The sequence below is a fragment of the Rhodococcus sp. Leaf247 genome, from assembly GCF_001426185.1.
GTDB lineage: Bacteria > Actinomycetota > Actinomycetes > Mycobacteriales > Mycobacteriaceae > Rhodococcoides.
In genome coordinates this window covers 22,328-38,706 of sequence record NZ_LMRP01000002.1, presented here as the reverse complement: position 1 = coordinate 38,706, position 16,379 = coordinate 22,328, and the positions used below count along the sequence as shown (strand labels likewise).

The 16,379-nt window shown below is 67.6% G+C and carries 14 protein-coding genes and 1 tRNA gene; 11 read left to right on the top strand and 4 right to left on the bottom strand.

Translation table 11 applies throughout. The features are described from left to right. Positions 1–29 precede the first annotated feature (29 nt). The 7 genes from ASG64_RS09640 (at position 30) to ASG64_RS09610 (ending at position 9,121) form a co-directional block, all read left to right on the top strand. Positions 30–2,876: a DEAD/DEAH box helicase gene (locus ASG64_RS09640; RefSeq protein ID WP_056073098.1), complete on the top strand. Its 2,847-nt coding sequence runs from the start codon at positions 30–32 to the stop codon at positions 2,874–2,876. Continuing rightward, positions 2,877–3,638, top strand: a complete 762-nt coding sequence (locus tag ASG64_RS09635; protein WP_056073095.1) for an SWIM zinc finger family protein — start codon at positions 2,877–2,879, stop codon at positions 3,636–3,638. A 69-nt stretch (positions 3,639–3,707) separates the two neighbouring features. After that, complete coding sequence (locus tag ASG64_RS09630; RefSeq protein WP_056073092.1) at positions 3,708–5,216, top strand: CoA-acylating methylmalonate-semialdehyde dehydrogenase; 1,509 nt, start codon at positions 3,708–3,710, stop codon at positions 5,214–5,216. 11 nt (positions 5,217–5,227) lie between these two features. Beyond that, a complete protein-coding gene (locus ASG64_RS09625; protein ID WP_056074276.1) occupies positions 5,228–6,367 on the top strand; it encodes an acyl-CoA dehydrogenase family protein in 1,140 nt (379 codons plus the stop codon). Next, positions 6,364–7,449 carry an enoyl-CoA hydratase/isomerase family protein gene (locus ASG64_RS09620; protein ID WP_056073089.1) on the top strand — a complete coding sequence of 362 codons (1,086 nt, stop codon included), beginning with the start codon at positions 6,364–6,366 and terminating at the stop codon, positions 7,447–7,449. The genes ASG64_RS09625 and ASG64_RS09620 overlap by 4 nt, the downstream gene beginning before the upstream one ends. Next, a complete protein-coding gene (gene mmsB / locus ASG64_RS09615) occupies positions 7,443–8,339 on the top strand; it encodes a 3-hydroxyisobutyrate dehydrogenase (protein WP_442971144.1) in 897 nt (298 codons plus the stop codon). The genes ASG64_RS09620 and mmsB overlap by 7 nt, the downstream gene beginning before the upstream one ends. Further along, positions 8,336–9,121: an enoyl-CoA hydratase gene (locus ASG64_RS09610; protein ID WP_056073086.1), complete on the top strand. Its 786-nt coding sequence runs from the start codon at positions 8,336–8,338 to the stop codon at positions 9,119–9,121. Before mmsB ends, ASG64_RS09610 begins: the two co-directional genes overlap by 4 nt. 70 nt (positions 9,122–9,191) lie before the next feature. On the opposite strand, the gene ASG64_RS09605 is transcribed toward ASG64_RS09610, so the two are convergent. Further along, the gene (locus tag ASG64_RS09605; RefSeq protein ID WP_042575519.1) at positions 9,192–9,722 is read right to left on the bottom strand and encodes a MarR family winged helix-turn-helix transcriptional regulator; all 531 of its coding nucleotides are present in this window, start codon (positions 9,720–9,722) and stop codon (positions 9,192–9,194) included. A 198-nt stretch (positions 9,723–9,920) separates the two neighbouring features. Between ASG64_RS09605 and ASG64_RS09600 the strand changes: the two genes are divergently transcribed. Together ASG64_RS09600 and ASG64_RS09595 are read left to right on the top strand one after the other, a co-directional pair. Then, positions 9,921–10,730 carry a hypothetical protein gene (locus ASG64_RS09600; protein ID WP_056073083.1) on the top strand — a complete coding sequence of 270 codons (810 nt, stop codon included), beginning with the start codon at positions 9,921–9,923 and terminating at the stop codon, positions 10,728–10,730. A 69-nt stretch (positions 10,731–10,799) separates the two neighbouring features. Further along, positions 10,800–11,435 (top strand): alpha/beta hydrolase family protein, encoded by a 636-nt coding sequence (locus tag ASG64_RS09595; RefSeq protein ID WP_056073080.1) that lies wholly within the window; start codon positions 10,800–10,802, stop codon positions 11,433–11,435. Here ASG64_RS09595 and ASG64_RS09590 read toward each other — a convergent pair. The 3 genes from ASG64_RS09590 to ASG64_RS09580 all read right to left on the bottom strand — a co-directional run bounded on the left by ASG64_RS09590 (position 11,436) and on the right by ASG64_RS09580 (position 13,149). Beyond that, positions 11,436–11,511, bottom strand: a tRNA-Arg gene (locus ASG64_RS09590). A 58-nt stretch (positions 11,512–11,569) separates the two neighbouring features. Beyond that, positions 11,570–12,262 (bottom strand): DUF305 domain-containing protein, encoded by a 693-nt coding sequence (locus ASG64_RS09585; RefSeq protein WP_056073078.1) that lies wholly within the window; start codon positions 12,260–12,262, stop codon positions 11,570–11,572. Next, positions 12,259–13,149 (bottom strand): DUF3105 domain-containing protein, encoded by an 891-nt coding sequence (locus ASG64_RS09580; RefSeq protein WP_056073075.1) that lies wholly within the window; start codon positions 13,147–13,149, stop codon positions 12,259–12,261. The genes ASG64_RS09585 and ASG64_RS09580 overlap by 4 nt, the downstream gene beginning before the upstream one ends. A gap of 156 nt (positions 13,150–13,305) precedes the next feature. On the opposite strand from ASG64_RS09580, the gene argS reads away from it, so the two are divergent. After that, positions 13,306–14,958, top strand: coding sequence for an arginine--tRNA ligase (gene argS / locus ASG64_RS09575; RefSeq protein WP_056073072.1), 1,653 nt, complete (start codon positions 13,306–13,308; stop codon positions 14,956–14,958). Next, entirely contained in the window at positions 14,955–16,376 is a 1,422-nt protein-coding gene (gene lysA / locus ASG64_RS09570) for a diaminopimelate decarboxylase (protein WP_056073069.1), read from the top strand. The genes argS and lysA overlap by 4 nt, the downstream gene beginning before the upstream one ends. Positions 16,377–16,379: the final 3 nt, after the last annotated feature.

Genomic DNA, 16,379 nt, shown 5'->3' with positions numbered 1-16,379 from the left:
CACAGGCCGCTCGATGATTGGATGGGGCCATGCTGCACGGCCTCTGGACACCCGGTTCGGGTCTCATGCTGTGGGAAGACGACGTGGCTGCCGGCGGGTCGGACGAGGCGGGCGAGCTTCCCCCGTACCTCGCGAAGATCGTCTCCCGGCGGATGCGGCACCGGGCGAACGTCACGCTGCCCTCGCCCGGCGGTCACACCGTCGTGTCGATGCCGGCCGTGGCGCTGGCCCCGGTCGACGCCGCGGAGGCGTTGTTGCGGGTGCCCACCGACCACCGCGGCATCTCCGGTGATCTCCGCTATCTCGCAGTACTCGCGGCGGGAGTGGAGCGGTGGGTCCGGGCCGGGCGCGTCGTGCCGAGGCAGACGCGTGAGGACTCGCAGTGGTGGACGCGGTGGACGCTCGTCGGCGGTGAGCCGCAACGTGCGTGGCGCGCCGAACTGGCGGCCGCGATGCCCCCGGTGCAGTCGGCGGAGGGCGGAGCGCGCGCGGTCCTCGACGACATCCTCTCCGAGATCACAGACCCCGTCGTGCGACGGGTCATCGGACGCCCCGACGTCGAGCACCCCCTGTTGGTGTCGCTGGTGGAGGAGGAGCCGTACGAGGACGGGTCGGCCAGATCCGAGGCAGCGCTGGAACAATGGCGTGCCAGTCTCCGCAGCGACGAACCCGATCTCCTCCTCCGCCTGACGGAACCGGAGGACGACGGGGAGGAGAACCCGCTGTGGCCCCTCGAGGTCCTCCTCCGAGCGGAGGGGGAAGCTCCGAGACACGTGGTGCTGCACCGCGGTTCGGGTGCCGGCGAGGGTGGGATCCGAGACGCGGAGTCGTTCCGGGTCGCGGTGGCCAAGCTCGGCGAGGCGATGGCCGCCTACGAGCCGCTCCGCGGAATGGACACCGATCCCGGCTCGCTCGACATGCTGCTCCCGACCGAGGCTGTCACCGACTTCGTCCTGCACGGCGTCGAAAAGCTGCGGGCGGCCTCGGTGGGGGTGCTGTTGCCGCGGGCGTGGAGCGCCCTCGACGCGTCGTTGCGTCTCAAGGTCGACACACCGCCGTCTCCCACGGCGGAGAATCGGGCAGTCGGCCTCGACGAGATCGTCGCGTACGACTGGCAACTCGCGATCGGGGACATGGTGCTCACCCCGGAGGAGATGGCACGCCTGTCGTCCTCCAAGGGTGACCTGGTCCGGTTGCGCGGCAAGTGGGTCCAGGCCGACGGCGCCGTACTCGGTCGTGCCATCGAGTACGTGAAGAAGCAGAACCGGGATCGGTCGTTACCGCTGGCAGCAGTTCTCGGTCAGCTCTCGGCCGAGGTGCCACCGCCCCTGCCCGTCGAGGAGATCGTCGCCACCGGCTGGGCCGAGAAGCTCCTCGACCCGGACAGGCGGCCGGAGCCGGTGGAGGTGCCCGCGTCCGTCGACGCCACGTTGCGGCCCTATCAGCAGCGTGGGGTCGAATGGCTGGCTTTCATGAGCTCCGCCGGACTGGGCGCCGTGTTGGCCGACGACATGGGACTGGGCAAGACGTTGCAGCTGCTCGTCCTGCTCGCGCACGAACGCGTCGGGCGTACGGACGCAGACGGGAGCCCCACGCTTCTCGTCGCTCCGATGTCGGTGGTCGGCAACTGGCAACGGGAGGCGGCGAAGTTCGTTCCCGGCCTGCGGGTGTACGTCCATCACGGGCCCGACCGCGCGTCGGGCGAGGAGTTCGCCGCCGCCGTGCGCCGTCACGATCTGGTGGTGACGACGTATGCGTTGCTGGCGCGGGACGTCACGGAGCTCTCCGCCCAGACCTGGCGCAGGATGGTGCTCGACGAAGCGCAGCACATCAAGAACAGCAACACGGCCCAGGCGCGCGCTGCACGGGCCGTTCCCGCAGCGCACCGCATCGCCCTGACCGGCACGCCGGTGGAGAACCGGCTGGACGAACTCCGCTCGATCTTCGACTTCTGCAATCCCGGCATCCTCGGTAGCGTCTCGACCTTCCGCGCGCGGTTCGCCGTTCCGATCGAGCGTGAGAAGGACGAGGGCGCGGTAGCTCGATTGCGTTCGCTCACATCACCGTTCGTGCTGCGGCGCGTCAAGACCGACAAGACCGTGATCGCCGATCTTCCCGACAAGTTCGAGATGACGGTGCGATCGAACCTGACCTCCGAGCAGGCGAGTCTGTACCAGGCGGTGGTCGACGAGATGATGCGTCAGATCTCCGAGACCGAGGGCATGGCGCGCAAGGGTGCCGTACTGGGTGCGCTGACGCGGCTCAAGCAGGTGTGCAACCACCCGGCGCACTTCCTGGACGACGGGTCGACGATCCTGCGTCGAGGCAAGCACCGGTCGGGCAAGCTCGCGTTGGTCGACGACATCCTCGACTCGGTGCTGGGAGACGGCGAGAAGGCGTTGCTCTTCACCCAGTTCACGGCGTTCGGGTCGATGGTCGCCCCCTACCTCGAGCGACGGTTCGGTGTCCCGGTGCCGTTCCTGCACGGCGGGGTGAGCAAGGGACGTCGCGACGCGATGGTCGAGCAGTTCCAGACCGCCGACGGCCCGCCGATCATGCTGCTCTCCCTCAAGGCGGGCGGGACGGGACTGAACCTGACCGCGGCCAACCACGTCGTGCACCTGGATCGGTGGTGGAATCCCGCCGTGGAGAACCAGGCGACGGATCGCGCGTTCCGTATCGGTCAGCGCAAGGACGTCCAGGTCCGGAAATTGTTATGTGTCGGCACGGTCGAGGAACGGATCGACGCGATGCTGACCACGAAGAAGGACTTGGCCGATCTCGCTGTCGGCTCCGGCGAGAGTTGGATCACGGAATTGTCGACGGGTGAGCTGAGGGACCTGCTGACACTGTCCGAGGATGCGGTGGGCGACTAGATGGCGCAGTTCGATCAGTTCGGTCCCCGTCGGCGCATCAGCGACGGCATCTCGGCGAAGACCACGCGCGGTGCCTTCGGTCGGACGTGGTGGGGCAAGCAGTTCGTCGACACCATCGAGTCCATCGCCGACGCCGGACGCCTCGCTCGTGGACGGACGTATGCCCGCGGCGGGCAGGTCATCTCGATGCAGATGCGTGCAGGTCGTATCGACGGCGACGTGCAGGGCAGCCAGGTCGAGCCGTTCTCGGCGTCGGTCACGATCGCCGTTCTCGACCCGTTCGATCTGGACGAACTGGTGTCGGCGGTGCAGGAGTCGCCGGGGATGCTGACCGAGTTGGCGTCGGGGTCCGTTCCGCGCGCGCTGGGCCCGCGACTTCTGTTGTCGAGTGCGTCCCAGCTGGATTTCGACTGTTCGTGCCCCGACAGCGGGTGGCCGTGCAAACACGCTGCTGCGCTGACCTATCTCGCCGCGGAGCAGATCGACGAGGACCCGACGAGGCTGTTGACGCTGCGCGGTATCGACCTCGACGCGCTGATCGGTGTGGTCGAGGAGGCCGAGCAGACGGTCGACCCGGACGACCACTTCGGTGATCGCACGGTGCTCCCGGCGCTGCCCGAGCCGGCGTTCGTCCCTGCCTCGGACGACCTCGAGGCGTCATTGCTACGCATTGCGCTCCGCACGGCCGATGTGGAGGAGAGGGCTGTCCGCTCGGGCATGAACGAGTTGGATGCTCTCTACCGACGGATGGGCGGAACGTAGCGCATCGACTCTGGACATACATGGACGTCCGACTATAGGATTACCTGACTCAACGACGAAGGTGGATCCGTGACCCGAGAACTCACTCATTACATCGGTGGCAAGCACGTGTCGGGGGAGTCCGGCCGATTCTCCGACGTGTTCGACCCCAACACCGGCGACGTGCAGGCCCGCGTCCCCCTCGCCAGTACGGCGGAGGTCCAGGCAGCCGTGGCGAATGCCGAAGAGGCGCAGGTCGAGTGGGCGCTGCAGAACCCGCAGAAGCGCGCTCGCGTCCTGATGCGTTTCCTCGCGCTCATCAACGAGAACATGGAGCCGCTCGCCCAGCTGCTCTCCTCCGAGCACGGCAAGACCGTCGCCGACGCCAAGGGCGACATTCAGCGCGGACTCGAAGTCGTCGAGTTCGCCACCGGCATCCCGCACCTGCTCAAGGGTGAGTTCACGGCCAGTGCCGGAACGGGTATCGACGTGTACTCGATGCGCCAACCTCTCGGCGTCGTCTCCGGCATCACCCCGTTCAACTTCCCCGCGATGATCCCGCTGTGGAAGGCCGCGCCCGCCATCGCCTGCGGCAACGCGTTCATCCTCAAGCCGTCCGAGCGGGACCCCTCCGTGCCGCTGCGCCTGGCCGAGCTGTTCCTCGAGGCAGGTGGCCCTCCCGGCATCTTCAACGTCGTCAACGGCGACAAGGAAGCAGTCGACGCGATCCTGACCGACCCCCGCATCAGCGCCGTGGGCTTCGTCGGCTCCACCCCGATCGCGCAGTACATCTACGAGACCGCCGCCGCGCACGGCAAGCGGGCACAGTGCTTCGGTGGCGCCAAGAACCACGCGATCGTCATGCCCGACGCCGATCTCGACGAGGTCGCCGACGCGCTGATCGGTGCCGGCTACGGCAGCGCCGGAGAGCGCTGCATGGCCATCTCCGTCGCCGTACCCGTCGGCGAGGAGACAGCCGAAGCCCTGCGCGCCAAGCTGGTCGAGCGCGTCGAGAAGCTCAGCGTCGGACGCAGCGACGACGCGGGCAGCGACTTCGGACCGCTCATCACGGCCGAGGCCGTCCAGCGCGTCACGGCCTACGTGCAGATCGGTGTCGACGAGGGTGCGGACCTGGTGGTCGACGGCCGCGGCTTCTCTCTCGCCGGGCACGAGAATGGGTTCTTCACCGGCGCAACGCTGTTCGACAAGGTGACGACGGACATGCGCATCTACAAGGAGGAGATCTTCGGGCCGGTGCTGCAGATCGTGCGTGCCGACGACTACGAGGAGGCTCTGCGCCTGCCGTCGGCTCACGAGTACGGCAACGGCGTGGCGATCTTCACCCGTGACGGTGACACGGCGCGCGACTTCACCGCGCGGGTCAACGTCGGCATGGTCGGCGTCAACGTTCCCATCCCGGTGCCGATCGCGTACCACACCTTCGGCGGCTGGAAGCGGTCCGGATTCGGCGACCTCAACCAGCACGGCCCGGATTCGGTGCGGTTCTACACCAAGACCAAGACGGTCACCCAGCGGTGGCCCAGCGGCCGCAAGGAAGCTGTGGCGCAGAACCACTTCGTCATCCCGACGATGGACTGACGGTGGCGGACATCTTCGCGCTCGACGAGGACGAGCGCGCGATCAGCGAGACGGCAGCCGATTTCGCCGCGGAGTTCCTCGCTCCGAACACCGTGGAGTGGGACCGGACCAAGCACTTCCCGGTGGACGTCCTGCGCAAGGCGGCGGCACTGGGCATGGGCGGGATCTACATCGCCGAGGACGTCGGCGGCTCCGGTCTACGCCGGGTCGACGCCGTGCGGATCTTCGAGAAGCTCGCCGCCGGTGATCCGTCGATCGCTGCCTACCTGTCTATCCACAACATGGTCGCGTGGATGATCGACACGTACGGATCCGACGATCAACGGCGACAGTGGCTTCCGGCTCTGTGCACGATGGACACGCTGGGCAGTTACTGCCTGACCGAGCCCGGCGCCGGGTCGGATGCCGCCGCGTTGTCCACCAAGGCGGTGCGCGACGGCGACACCTATGTCTTGAACGGCGTCAAGCAGTTCATCTCCGGTGCCGGCGAGTCCGGCGTCTACGTCGTCATGGCGCGAACCGGCGGCGCGGGACCCTCCGGGATTTCGGCGTTCGTCGTCGAGAAGGACACGCCGGGACTGTCGTTCGGCGCCAACGAGGCCAAGATGGGCTGGAACGCGCAGCCCACTCGCCAGGTGATCCTGGAGGACGTCACGGTGCCGGCCGAGAATCTGCTCGGCGGCGAGGGCAACGGGTTCCGCATCGCGATGAACGGGCTCAACGGCGGCCGCATCAACATCGCGGCCTGCTCGCTGGGCGGCGCGACGGCCGCGTTCGACATCGCGGTCCGCTACCTCGCCGATCGGCGAGCATTCGGATCGAGGCTTCTCGACGCACAGGCGTTGCAGTTCAGGCTCGCCGACATGCGCACGGACCTCGAAGCCGCACGTGTACTCCTGCTGCGTGCAGCCAGTGCGCTCGACGCCGATGCTCCCGACAAGGTGCAGCTGTGCGCCATGGCGAAGAAGTTCACCACCGACGTCGGGTTCACCGTCGCCAACGACGCGCTCCAATTGCTGGGCGGATACGGCTATCTCAGTGAGTACGGTCTGGAGAAGATCGTCCGCGATCTCCGAGTTCATCAGATCCTGGAAGGAACCAACGAGGTCATGCGTATCGTCATCGCTCGATCGGTGGTGGGTGCCGCGTGAGCGACACCGCATCCGAGTCCGACGTTCTCCTCACCGTCGACCGAGGTATCGCCACGGTCACGCTGAATCGCCCCCGCGCCATCAACGCTCTCACTCACGAGATGGTGCGCAGTATCGACGCGGCACTCGTCGAGTGGGAGACTGACGCGAGTGTCCGCGCCGTTCTGATCAAGGGAAACGGTGAGCGCGGTCTGTGCGCCGGCGGCGACATCGTCGCCATCCACGACGACGCGAAGGCGAAGGCGGGGGAGAACTGGCCGACGGGCTCCGCCACCGCACGGTTCTGGCGGGACGAATACATCATGAACTCCCGCATCAGCCGGTACACCAAGCCGATCGTGGCCATCATGGACGGTGCCGTCATGGGAGGCGGTGTCGGGATCTCGGCGCACGCATCCGAGCGCATCGTCACCGAGAAGTCGAAGATCGCGATGCCGGAAGTCGGCATCGGCTTCGTGCCCGACGTCGGTGGGACGTATCTGCTCGCCCGCACTCCGGGAGAGATCGGCACACACCTGGCTCTGACCACGGCGCGCATGACGGCCGGTGACGCCATCGCCGCCGGTTTCGCCGACACGTACATCCCGACGGAGTCTCTCGCCGACTTCGTCGAGGCGCTCCACACGGGCACCGTCGACACGGCCCTCTCGCTCGCCTCTGCGGCCCCGGAGTCCGCGCTGATCGGGCAACGCTCCTGGATTGACGAGGCCTACTCGGGGGAGGACGCGTCGGCGATCGTGGAGCGTCTTCGCGCGTTGGGCCACGACGACGCGGTGGCGGCGGCCGACGCGATCGAGTCGAAGTCGCCCACCTCCGTTGCCGTCACCCTGCGCTCGCTGCGCCGGGCTGCTGCCGCGTCGTCGCTCGACGAGGTGCTCGACGACGAGTACCGCGTGTCCATCGCGTGCCTCGACAGCCCGGACCTGGTCGAGGGCATCAGGGCGCAGGTGGTGGACAAGGACCGGCAGCCGACGTGGTCACCGCCTCGCCTGAAGGACGTGTCCCCGGCCGACGTCGACCGCTTCTTCGCACCCCTCGGTGACGCCGAGTTGGGTCTCGCATCGAAAGGACCATCATCGTGAGCTCGGTCATCGCATTCCTCGGACTCGGTCACATGGGCGGGCCCATGGCCGCCAACCTCGCGGCCTCCGGGCACGACGTCCGAGGGTTCGACCTCGTCCCGGCGTCGTTGGAGCAGGCTCGCGCCAACGGCATCACCGTCGCGTCGTCTGCTGTGGACGCCGTTCAGGGGGCTGCGGTGGTCGTCACGATGCTTCCCAGCGGCAAGCATGTGCTCGACTGCTACGCGGAGGTCGTTCCGGCCGCGCAGGCCGGCACGCTGTTCATCGACTCCTCGACCATCGACGTCGCGGATGCCCGGTCGGCGGCGGACGCTGCCCGTGCGGGCGGACACCGGGCCGTGGACGCTCCGGTCTCCGGCGGTGTCGGCGGCGCCACGGCCGGAACCCTGACCTTCATGGTCGGGGGCGAGGACACCGACGTCGCCGACGCGAACGCCCTGCTCGAGATCATGGGTCGCAAGATCGTGCACTGTGGACAGAGCGGTAACGGCCAAGCCGCCAAGTTGTGCAACAACATGATCCTCGGTGTGTCGATGATCGCGGTGAGCGAGGCGTTCGTCCTCGGCGAGAAGTTGGGCCTGACCAATCAGGCGCTCTTCGATGTCGCCTCCACCGCGTCCGGGCAGTGCTGGGCGCTGACCACCAACTGCCCAGTACAGGGACCCGTCCCCACGAGTCCCGCGAACAACGACTACACGCCGGGGTTCGCCGCCGCTCTCATGCGCAAGGATCTCGGGCTGGTCTCGGATGCCGTGCGCGCGAACGGTGTCGAGGCGGAGTTGGGGATGCTTGCGGCGAAGATGTACGACGACTATGCCGCCGAGCACGGTGACAAGGACTTCTCGGGCATCGTGCAGGAGATCCGCGAGCGGTCCGGAGGCACGGCATGAGCGGGACACCCGGCTACGAGACCATCGAGGTCCGCACGCAGGGGCGCGTCGGCATCATCACGCTGAACCGCCCGAAAGCGCTGAACGCGTTGAACTCTCGGCTGATGACCGAGGTGGTGGCTGCCGCGACGGCATTCGATCACGACACCGGTATCGGGGCCATCGTGCTGACGGGATCGGAGAAGGCCTTCGCGGCCGGAGCCGACATCAAGGAGATGCAGTCCAAGACGTACATGGAGGTGTACACGACGGACTTCTTCGCGCAGTGGGACGACTTCGCAGCGGTCCGCACACCCACCATCGCGGCCGTCGCCGGGTACGCCCTGGGCGGTGGATGTGAACTGGCCATGATGTGCGACATCCTGATCGCCGCCGACACTGCGCAGTTCGGTCAGCCGGAGATCGCGCTCGGTGTCATCCCGGGAATCGGTGGATCGCAACGCCTGACGCGGGCCGTGGGCAAGGCGAAGGCCATGGAGATGTGCCTGACCGGTCGCAAGATGGGAGCCGAGGAAGCCGAACGTGCCGGGCTGGTGTCGCGCATCGTGCCGGCCGCCGACCTGCTCGACGATGCTCTGGCCACGGCCGAGACCATCGCGGCGAAGTCGCTTCCCATCGCGATGATGGCGAAGGAAGCGGTGAACCGTGCCTTCGAATCGACCCTGGCGGAGGGAGTGCGGTTCGAGCGCCGCCTGTTCCACTCCACGTTCGCCACGGAGGATCAGACCGAAGGCATGACCGCGTTCACCGAGAAGCGTCAACCGGAGTTCCGGCACCGCTGAGTGTCATCAGCCGACGATCCGGTGCAGAATCCCTCGCTCAGCGACGGTTTCCGCACCGGATCGTTGTGCGTCACCAGCCGGATGCGCCCTCGTCGTCGAAGTCGCCTGCCCGCCGCCGGATCCCGGCGAGGATGGAGACGAGCTTGTCCAGGTCCGCGCCGTCCGCACCGGGCAGTCCGAACACACGGTCGTTGAGGTCCTCGGTGGCGGCCACCGCGAGAGTTCTTCCGGTGTCGGTGATCTCGACCAGCGTGGTGCGACGGTCGGTGGGGTGAGGCACGCGCCGGACCAAGCCTGCCTTTTCGAGTCGGTCCACGGCATTGGTCACCGAGGTGGGGTGAACCTGCAGGCGGGCACTGGCTTTCGCCATCGGCAACGCGCCCGTCTTGGTGAACGTGAGGAGCGTCAGCAGTTCGTAGCGCGCGAAGGTGAGACCGGTGGGCTTGAGCACTTCCTCGACGCGCGCCATCATGATCTGCTGCACCCGCATGATCGAGGTGACCGCAGCCATCCCGTCCGCTGCGTCCGCCCATCCGTGTCGGAGCCACTGACGGTGAGCCTCCGCGATCGGGTCCAGCGGGAGCTTGGGTGCTGACGACATGACGTGATCTTCCCACGTCGGGGGCCTCGAGCGCCGACAGCGTGCGGGTGCCGTCGAACCACGTCCGTCACATCAGCATCATGCGACACTTTGGTATCAATGCAGTCTCGACGACCGTGACCTGACGATTCTCGTGGTCGAATCGGACCAGGCGGTTCCCCCAACCCCGCATCTGCCCCCCAGTTCGAGGAGTACCCCATGCGTTCATCACGTCGGTCGATCGCCGTCATGGCCATCGCCTGTGCCGGAGCCCTCGTGTTCCCGGCCGTTGCATCCGCTGAACCTGTCGTCCCGGCAGCGGATCCGCTGCAGCAGGCCCTGTCCACGCTCGAAGGCTCCGCCGCTCCGGGTGATGCCGCGCTCGCTGCCGCCAGGGCCGTCGCCGGAGCTGCGCCCAGCGTCGATGTCGCCGAACCGGCCGGTACCGACCCCCTGGCCCTGCTGAACGCCGCGAACGGTCTTCTCAGCGGATTCGGCCTGACCCCGTTCTTCTACCCGACGGCGGCCATCAACTGCTCGGCGCTGCCGGGCGCACCGCTGGGCATCGTTCCCGCTGTGGCCGGCGCTGCTCCCGGGCCGTACACCCCGAAGGTTCCGGGTGTCAGCATCCCGTCCCTCCCCGGCATCGACACCACGATCGCCGATCCCGGCGAGACGCTGTACGCCTTCGTCCCCGCACCGGGCGGCATCGTCAACGACGGCGCCGACAAGTCCGGCATGCAGGTGGCGTGGTTCAACGTGAACTCCCTGAAGGGCGGGTTCGCGGACATGGGCGGGCTCACCGACGTGATCCTCTCCGAGATCATCGAGCCGCTCGGCGAACCGTTCAAGACCATCGGCCGTGACCTGCTGAACAACAACCTCTCCAAGTTCCCCAACGCCGGCGTGCGCCTCGCGCCCGTCGCGACGGGTTCCGGCACCGTGCTCTCCGCGGTCTTCGGGCAGGTGTCCCACGACGGCAAGACCTGCGCCTTCTTCCCCACCGTGGGGCTGACGCAGGTTCCCTGACATCCGACGCGCGAGCGGACGGGCATCGACCACTGCGGTCGGTGCCCGTTCTGCATTACCGTCCCGTGGATGACTCGCGACTGGACGGCGGACGGCATCTCCGGGGTGATCCACGATCCGGTGGGGCCTGTCGTCGCGACGGCAGTGCTGGCGCACGGGGCCGGAAGCACTTGTCACGCAGCGATTCTCGTGCACGTGGCCACCGAGTTGGCCGAGCGGGGCATTCGAGTCGCTCGCATCGATCTCCCGTTCCGGCAGGCCCGGCCCAAGGGGCCTCCGAACCGGGCGGGCGCGGCGGCCGACCGCGCCGGAATCGCTGCCGCGGTGACCGCGATGCGATCCGATGTCCCGATGATCGTGGGAGGGCACTCGTACGGGGGACGGCAGGCCTCGATGCTCGTCGCCGAGGAACCTCGGATCGCCGACGGGCTTCTGGCGCTGTCCTATCCGCTGCATCCACCGAAGAAGCCGGAGACTCTGCGCACGGAGCACTTCCCGGACATTCGGGTGCCGACGGTCGTGGTGCACGGCTCGCGGGACACCTTCGCGACCGGCGAGGAAATGGCGGAGCACACTGCGCTCATCGGCGCACCCGTTACCGTCGTGACGATCGAGGAGGCCGGACACGATCTGGCTCCGACCAGGAAGCCGACGGCCCGCCGTGCGGCGGATGCGGTGATGCAGATGCTCGCGGATCGCGAGTGATGGTGCCCCCGGCAGGATTCGAACCTGCGGCCTTCCGCTCCGGAGGCGGACGCTCTATCCCCTGAGCTACGGGGGCGCACCGGAAGAATTCCGGCGTGCCGTTCGGGCAGACCCAAGAGTAGCGCATGCTCGAGTCAGAGCGGCGCAGCGCCCTTCTCCGTGAGCATCTGCGTCATCAACTGCGCCTCGGACGTCTGGGTGTTCACCATCGTCCGAGCCAGGTTCCGCACGGCGGGTGTCTCGGCATGGACCTCGCCGTACTGCATCATCGTCAGCCCGCCCTGGTGATGACGAAGCATCAACTGCAGGAACAGGACGTCGAGCGCAGGTCCCGACGCGGCGCGGAGGTCCGTCATGTCCTGAGTGGAGGCCATTCCCGGCATCGTCTGCACCGGCCCGGTCATCGACGATCCGCCCATGCCGGACATCGAGTGCCCGCCGTCGTCCGTCATCCAGCCCATGTAGCCACCGGTCGGAAGCGGAGCGGCGTCCCAGAGCGCCAGCCATCCCTGCATCTGCCCGGCCTGGTTCTGCTGCGTGGTCAGGATGTCGTACGCCAGGTTCTTCACCAGGGGGTCGGATGCCCCGCTGAGCGCGAGGGTGGCCATCTCGATGGCCTGGTTGTGGTGCACGGTCATGTCCTGCGAGAAGCCGACGTCGACGGAGTCCGCACCCGGGTTCGGCGCGGCGTCGTCACGAAGGGGTGTCTGCGCGAGGAAGCCGATGGCGAATCCCACCACCAGGAGCGCGACCGCCCCGAGTACCAGGAGGGCGGAGCGCTGGCTCCGCTGCCCGGGTGGTGCGTCCTGCGTCGCCGTCGTGGTCACGGTGTGGGGACCGTCCCGCTGGGCAGCTGCACGTCACTGGGCAGCTGCAGGCCGCTGGGCAGCTGGTCCGTGCCGGTGATCTCGGACGTGTCGGGCGCGATGCCCTCACCGCTCATCGGGACTGCGTCCGCGCCGGGAGCCGACGGGTCGAAGGGCGGCGGGTTGTCGGGATCGAACGTCTCGGGCGTCGTCGAGCAGCTGGCGCCGACCTCGGGGTACGCGTACCGGTTCAGGCGCAGGGCTGAGATGAACTGGTCGATGCGCGGGTCGTCGACACTGTCCAGCTTCAGCTGGTGGCCCCACGACTGCAGGGAGATGGGGGAGTCGAGGCCGGGGTACGCGGACATCAGCATGTACTGCTGGTTCTCGACCTTGGACGACAGCGTCGCGATCTGATCCTCGCTGAGCTCGTCCGGGTTGTAGGCGATCCACACGGCGCCGTGCTCGAGCGAGTGCACGGCGTTCTCGGTGCGCAGCCCGTCCGGGTACACGGTGCCCATGCAGTTGGCCCAGACCTGGTCGTGCGGTCCGCCGAAGGGCGGTGACTGGTCGTACGCGACGCGCTGCGCACCCGTGACGTGCAGAGCAGCGGGGTAGTCCTGCTTGACGACGCCGTCGATACCGGTCGAGGGATCCTGGTTCTGCTCCGTCGGCGCGAACTTCTGCGCTTCCGCACGGTCCTGGTACTTGGGCACCAGGTTCCAGGCCAGGGCGCCGATCAGCGCGACGACCACGACGGTCGCCGCGATCGTGAGCCACGGAATCTGACGACGCTTGCCCGACCCCACACTGGAGGGAACGCCACCCTTGTTCCGGGTGCCGGTCTTGCTGGCAGCCTTGATGGCCTTGGCTGACTTTCCAGATTTCTTGTCGGAACCGCTTGGCATGGTCGGAGCGCTCTTTCGATCGAGGAATGAGTGGCCACTTACTCGAGGCAGCACCACTGTACGGAGCGAGTCTGAGCGTGTGCTGATGCGCACCGCGGACGACCAGTGGTGACCGCGGTCGGGCCGCGGTGTGGCGAGACCATAGGATAAGGCCCCGTGACTCCCGCCGATCTCGCCGAACTGCTGCGTGCTACCGCGGCGACCGTGCTCACCGAGCACGGACTCGACCCTGCCGTGCTGCCCGAGACCGTCACGCTCGACCGTCCGCGTAACCCGGAACACGGCGACTACGCCAGCAACGTGGCGATGCAGGTGGCCAAGAAAGCCGGTGTGAGCCCCCGCGATCTGGCCGGCTGGCTCGCCGAGGCCCTCGCTGCTGCCGACGCGGTCGACGAGGTCGATGTCGCCGGCCCCGGCTTCCTCAACATCCGACTCGCGAAGTCCGCGCAGGGTGCCATCGTCGAGCGCGTCCAGCGCCAAGGTGTGCAGTACGGCTGGTCCGACGAGCTCACGGGCACCTCGATCAACCTCGAGTTCGTCTCGGCCAACCCCACCGGTCCCGTGCACCTGGGCGGTACCCGGTGGGCTGCGGTCGGCGATGCGCTCGGACGCATCCTCACCTCGCGCGGCGCAGCCGTCACGCGGGAGTACTACTTCAACGATCACGGCGCGCAGATCGACCGGTTCGCACGCTCTCTCGTCGCCTCCGCCTCGGGACAGCCGGCGCCGGAGGACGGGTACGCGGGGGAGTACATCACCGAGATCGCCGCAACCGTCCTCGCGCAGCGTCCGGACGTCATGGATCTGCCCGACGACGAGCGGCAGGAAGTGTTCCGCGCCATCGGTGTCGACGCAATGTTCACGAAGATCAAGTCGGATCTGCACGACTTCGGTACCGACTTCGACGTGTACTTCCACGAGAACTCGCTCTTCGAGTCCGGTGCCGTCGACCGCGCCGTGGAGACGCTCAAGAGTTCCGGCAACCTGTACGAGAAGGACGGAGCCTGGTGGCTCCGCAGTACCGAGTACGGGGACGACAAGGACCGCGTCGTCGTCAAGAGCGACGGGAACGCGGCGTACATCGCAGGTGACATCGCGTACTTCCAGGACAAGCGCTCGCGCGGGTTCGACCTCTGCATCTACATGCTCGGCGCCGACCACCACGGCTACATCGGTCGCCTGAAGGCCGCCGCTGCCGCCTTCGGCGACGACCCGGCGACGGTCGAGGTTCTCATCGGTCAGATGGTCAACCTCGTGCGCGACGGTGTCGCCGTCAAGATGAGCAAGCGCGCCGGCACGGTGATCACGCTCGACGATCTCATCGACGCCATCGGTATCGATGCCGCGCGGTATGTCATGGTCCGCTCGTCGGTGGATTCGTCCATCGACATCGACCTCGCCCTGTGGGCGAGCAGGAGCAACGACAACCCGGTCTACTACGTGCAGTACGCGCACGCCCGGTTGTGTTCTCTCGCACGCGGCGCCGAGGAACTCGGTGTCTCCGCCGAGAACCCGGACTTCTCGTTGCTGACCCATGCCGCCGAAGGTGATCTCATCCGCACCATCGGAGAGTTCCCCCGCGTCGTCGCCAGCGCCGCAGCTCTGCGGGAGCCGCACCGCATCGCGCGGTACGCCGAGGAACTGGCGGGCGCGTACCACCGCTTCTACGGCGCATGCCGTGTCCTGCCCCGAGGAGACGAGGAACCGATGCCCGTCCACACCGCCCGCCTCGCCGTCGGCGACGCCACCCGCCAGGTCCTGGCCAACGGCCTCGCCATGCTCGGCGTCAGCGCACCGGAGAAGATGTGAGCGCGCATCCCGCCGGCCCGCGTCACGCGGAGCCGGCCACCGGATCCGGAACTCCCGAACGTCCCGCGAACGCAGCCGGTATGACCGACCTGCATCCGAAGGTGTTCCCTCGCAATGCTGTTCGTGGTGACGACGGTGTGGTGACGCTCGCGGGAGTGTCGGTGACGGAGCTGGCCGAGACGTACGGCACCCCGTTGTTCGTCATCGACGAGGACGACTTCCGGTCGCGGTGCCGCGAGATGGCCGAGGCCTTCGGTGCACCCGAGCGCGTGCACTACGCGTCGAAAGCGTTCCTGTGCGGGGAGATCGCCCGGTGGGTCGCCGACGAGGGTCTCTCGCTCGACGTGTGTTCCGGTGGTGAGCTCGCGATCGCTCTGAACGCAGGTTTCCCGGCCGATCGAATTGCCATGCACGGCAACAACAAGTCCCGTGCCGAGCTCGACGCCGGAGTTCGCGCCGGGGTGGAGCACGTGGTGCTCGACTCCATGATCGAGATCGACCGGCTCGACGAGATCGCGGGCGCCGCAGGCACCGTGCAGGACGTGTTGATCCGCATCACCGTCGGCGTCGAGGCGCACACGCACGAGTTCATCGCCACCGCTCACGAGGACCAGAAGTTCGGCTTCTCGCTCTCCGACGGCAGTGCACTGCGCGCCGTGGCACGGGTGTTCGAGACGGACAATCTGCGACTGGTCGGACTGCACTCGCACATCGGTTCCCAGATCTTCGAGGTCGACGGTTTCGAGCTGGCGGCGCATCGCGTGATCGGTCTCCTCCGAGACATCAAGGCGGAGTTCGGACCTGAGAAGACGTCGCAGATCACGGTGGTCGACCTCGGTGGCGGCATGGGAATCCACTACGTGACGGGCGACAATCCGCCGCCGGTCGATCAGCTCGCCGCGAAGCTCACCCACATCGTCGAGACCGAGTCCGCTGCTGCCGGTATCGCCACTCCGACACTGGCTGTCGAGCCCGGTCGCGCCATCGCCGGCCCCGGAACGGTCACGCTGTACGAGGTCGGCACCGTCAAGGACGTCACGGTCGACTCGAACCGCACCCGTCGCTACATCAGCGTCGACGGCGGTATGAGCGACAACATCCGTACCTCGCTGTACCAGGCCGAGTACGTCGGACTGCTTGCCTCGCGTACGTCCGAAGCCTCCCCAGTTCTGGCTCGAATCGTCGGAAAGCACTGCGAGAGCGGCGATATCGTCATCCGCGACACGTGGCAGCCCGAGGACCTCGGTCCCGGCGACCTGTTCGCTGTCGGTGCCACCGGCGCGTACTGCTACTCGATGTCCTCGCGGTACAACCTCTTGCCTCGTCCGGCCGTCGTCGCCGTGCGGGATGGCGAAGCACGCCTCGTGCTCCGCCGCGAAACGTTCGACGACCTGCTCAGCTTGGAGGTAGACCGGTGACCG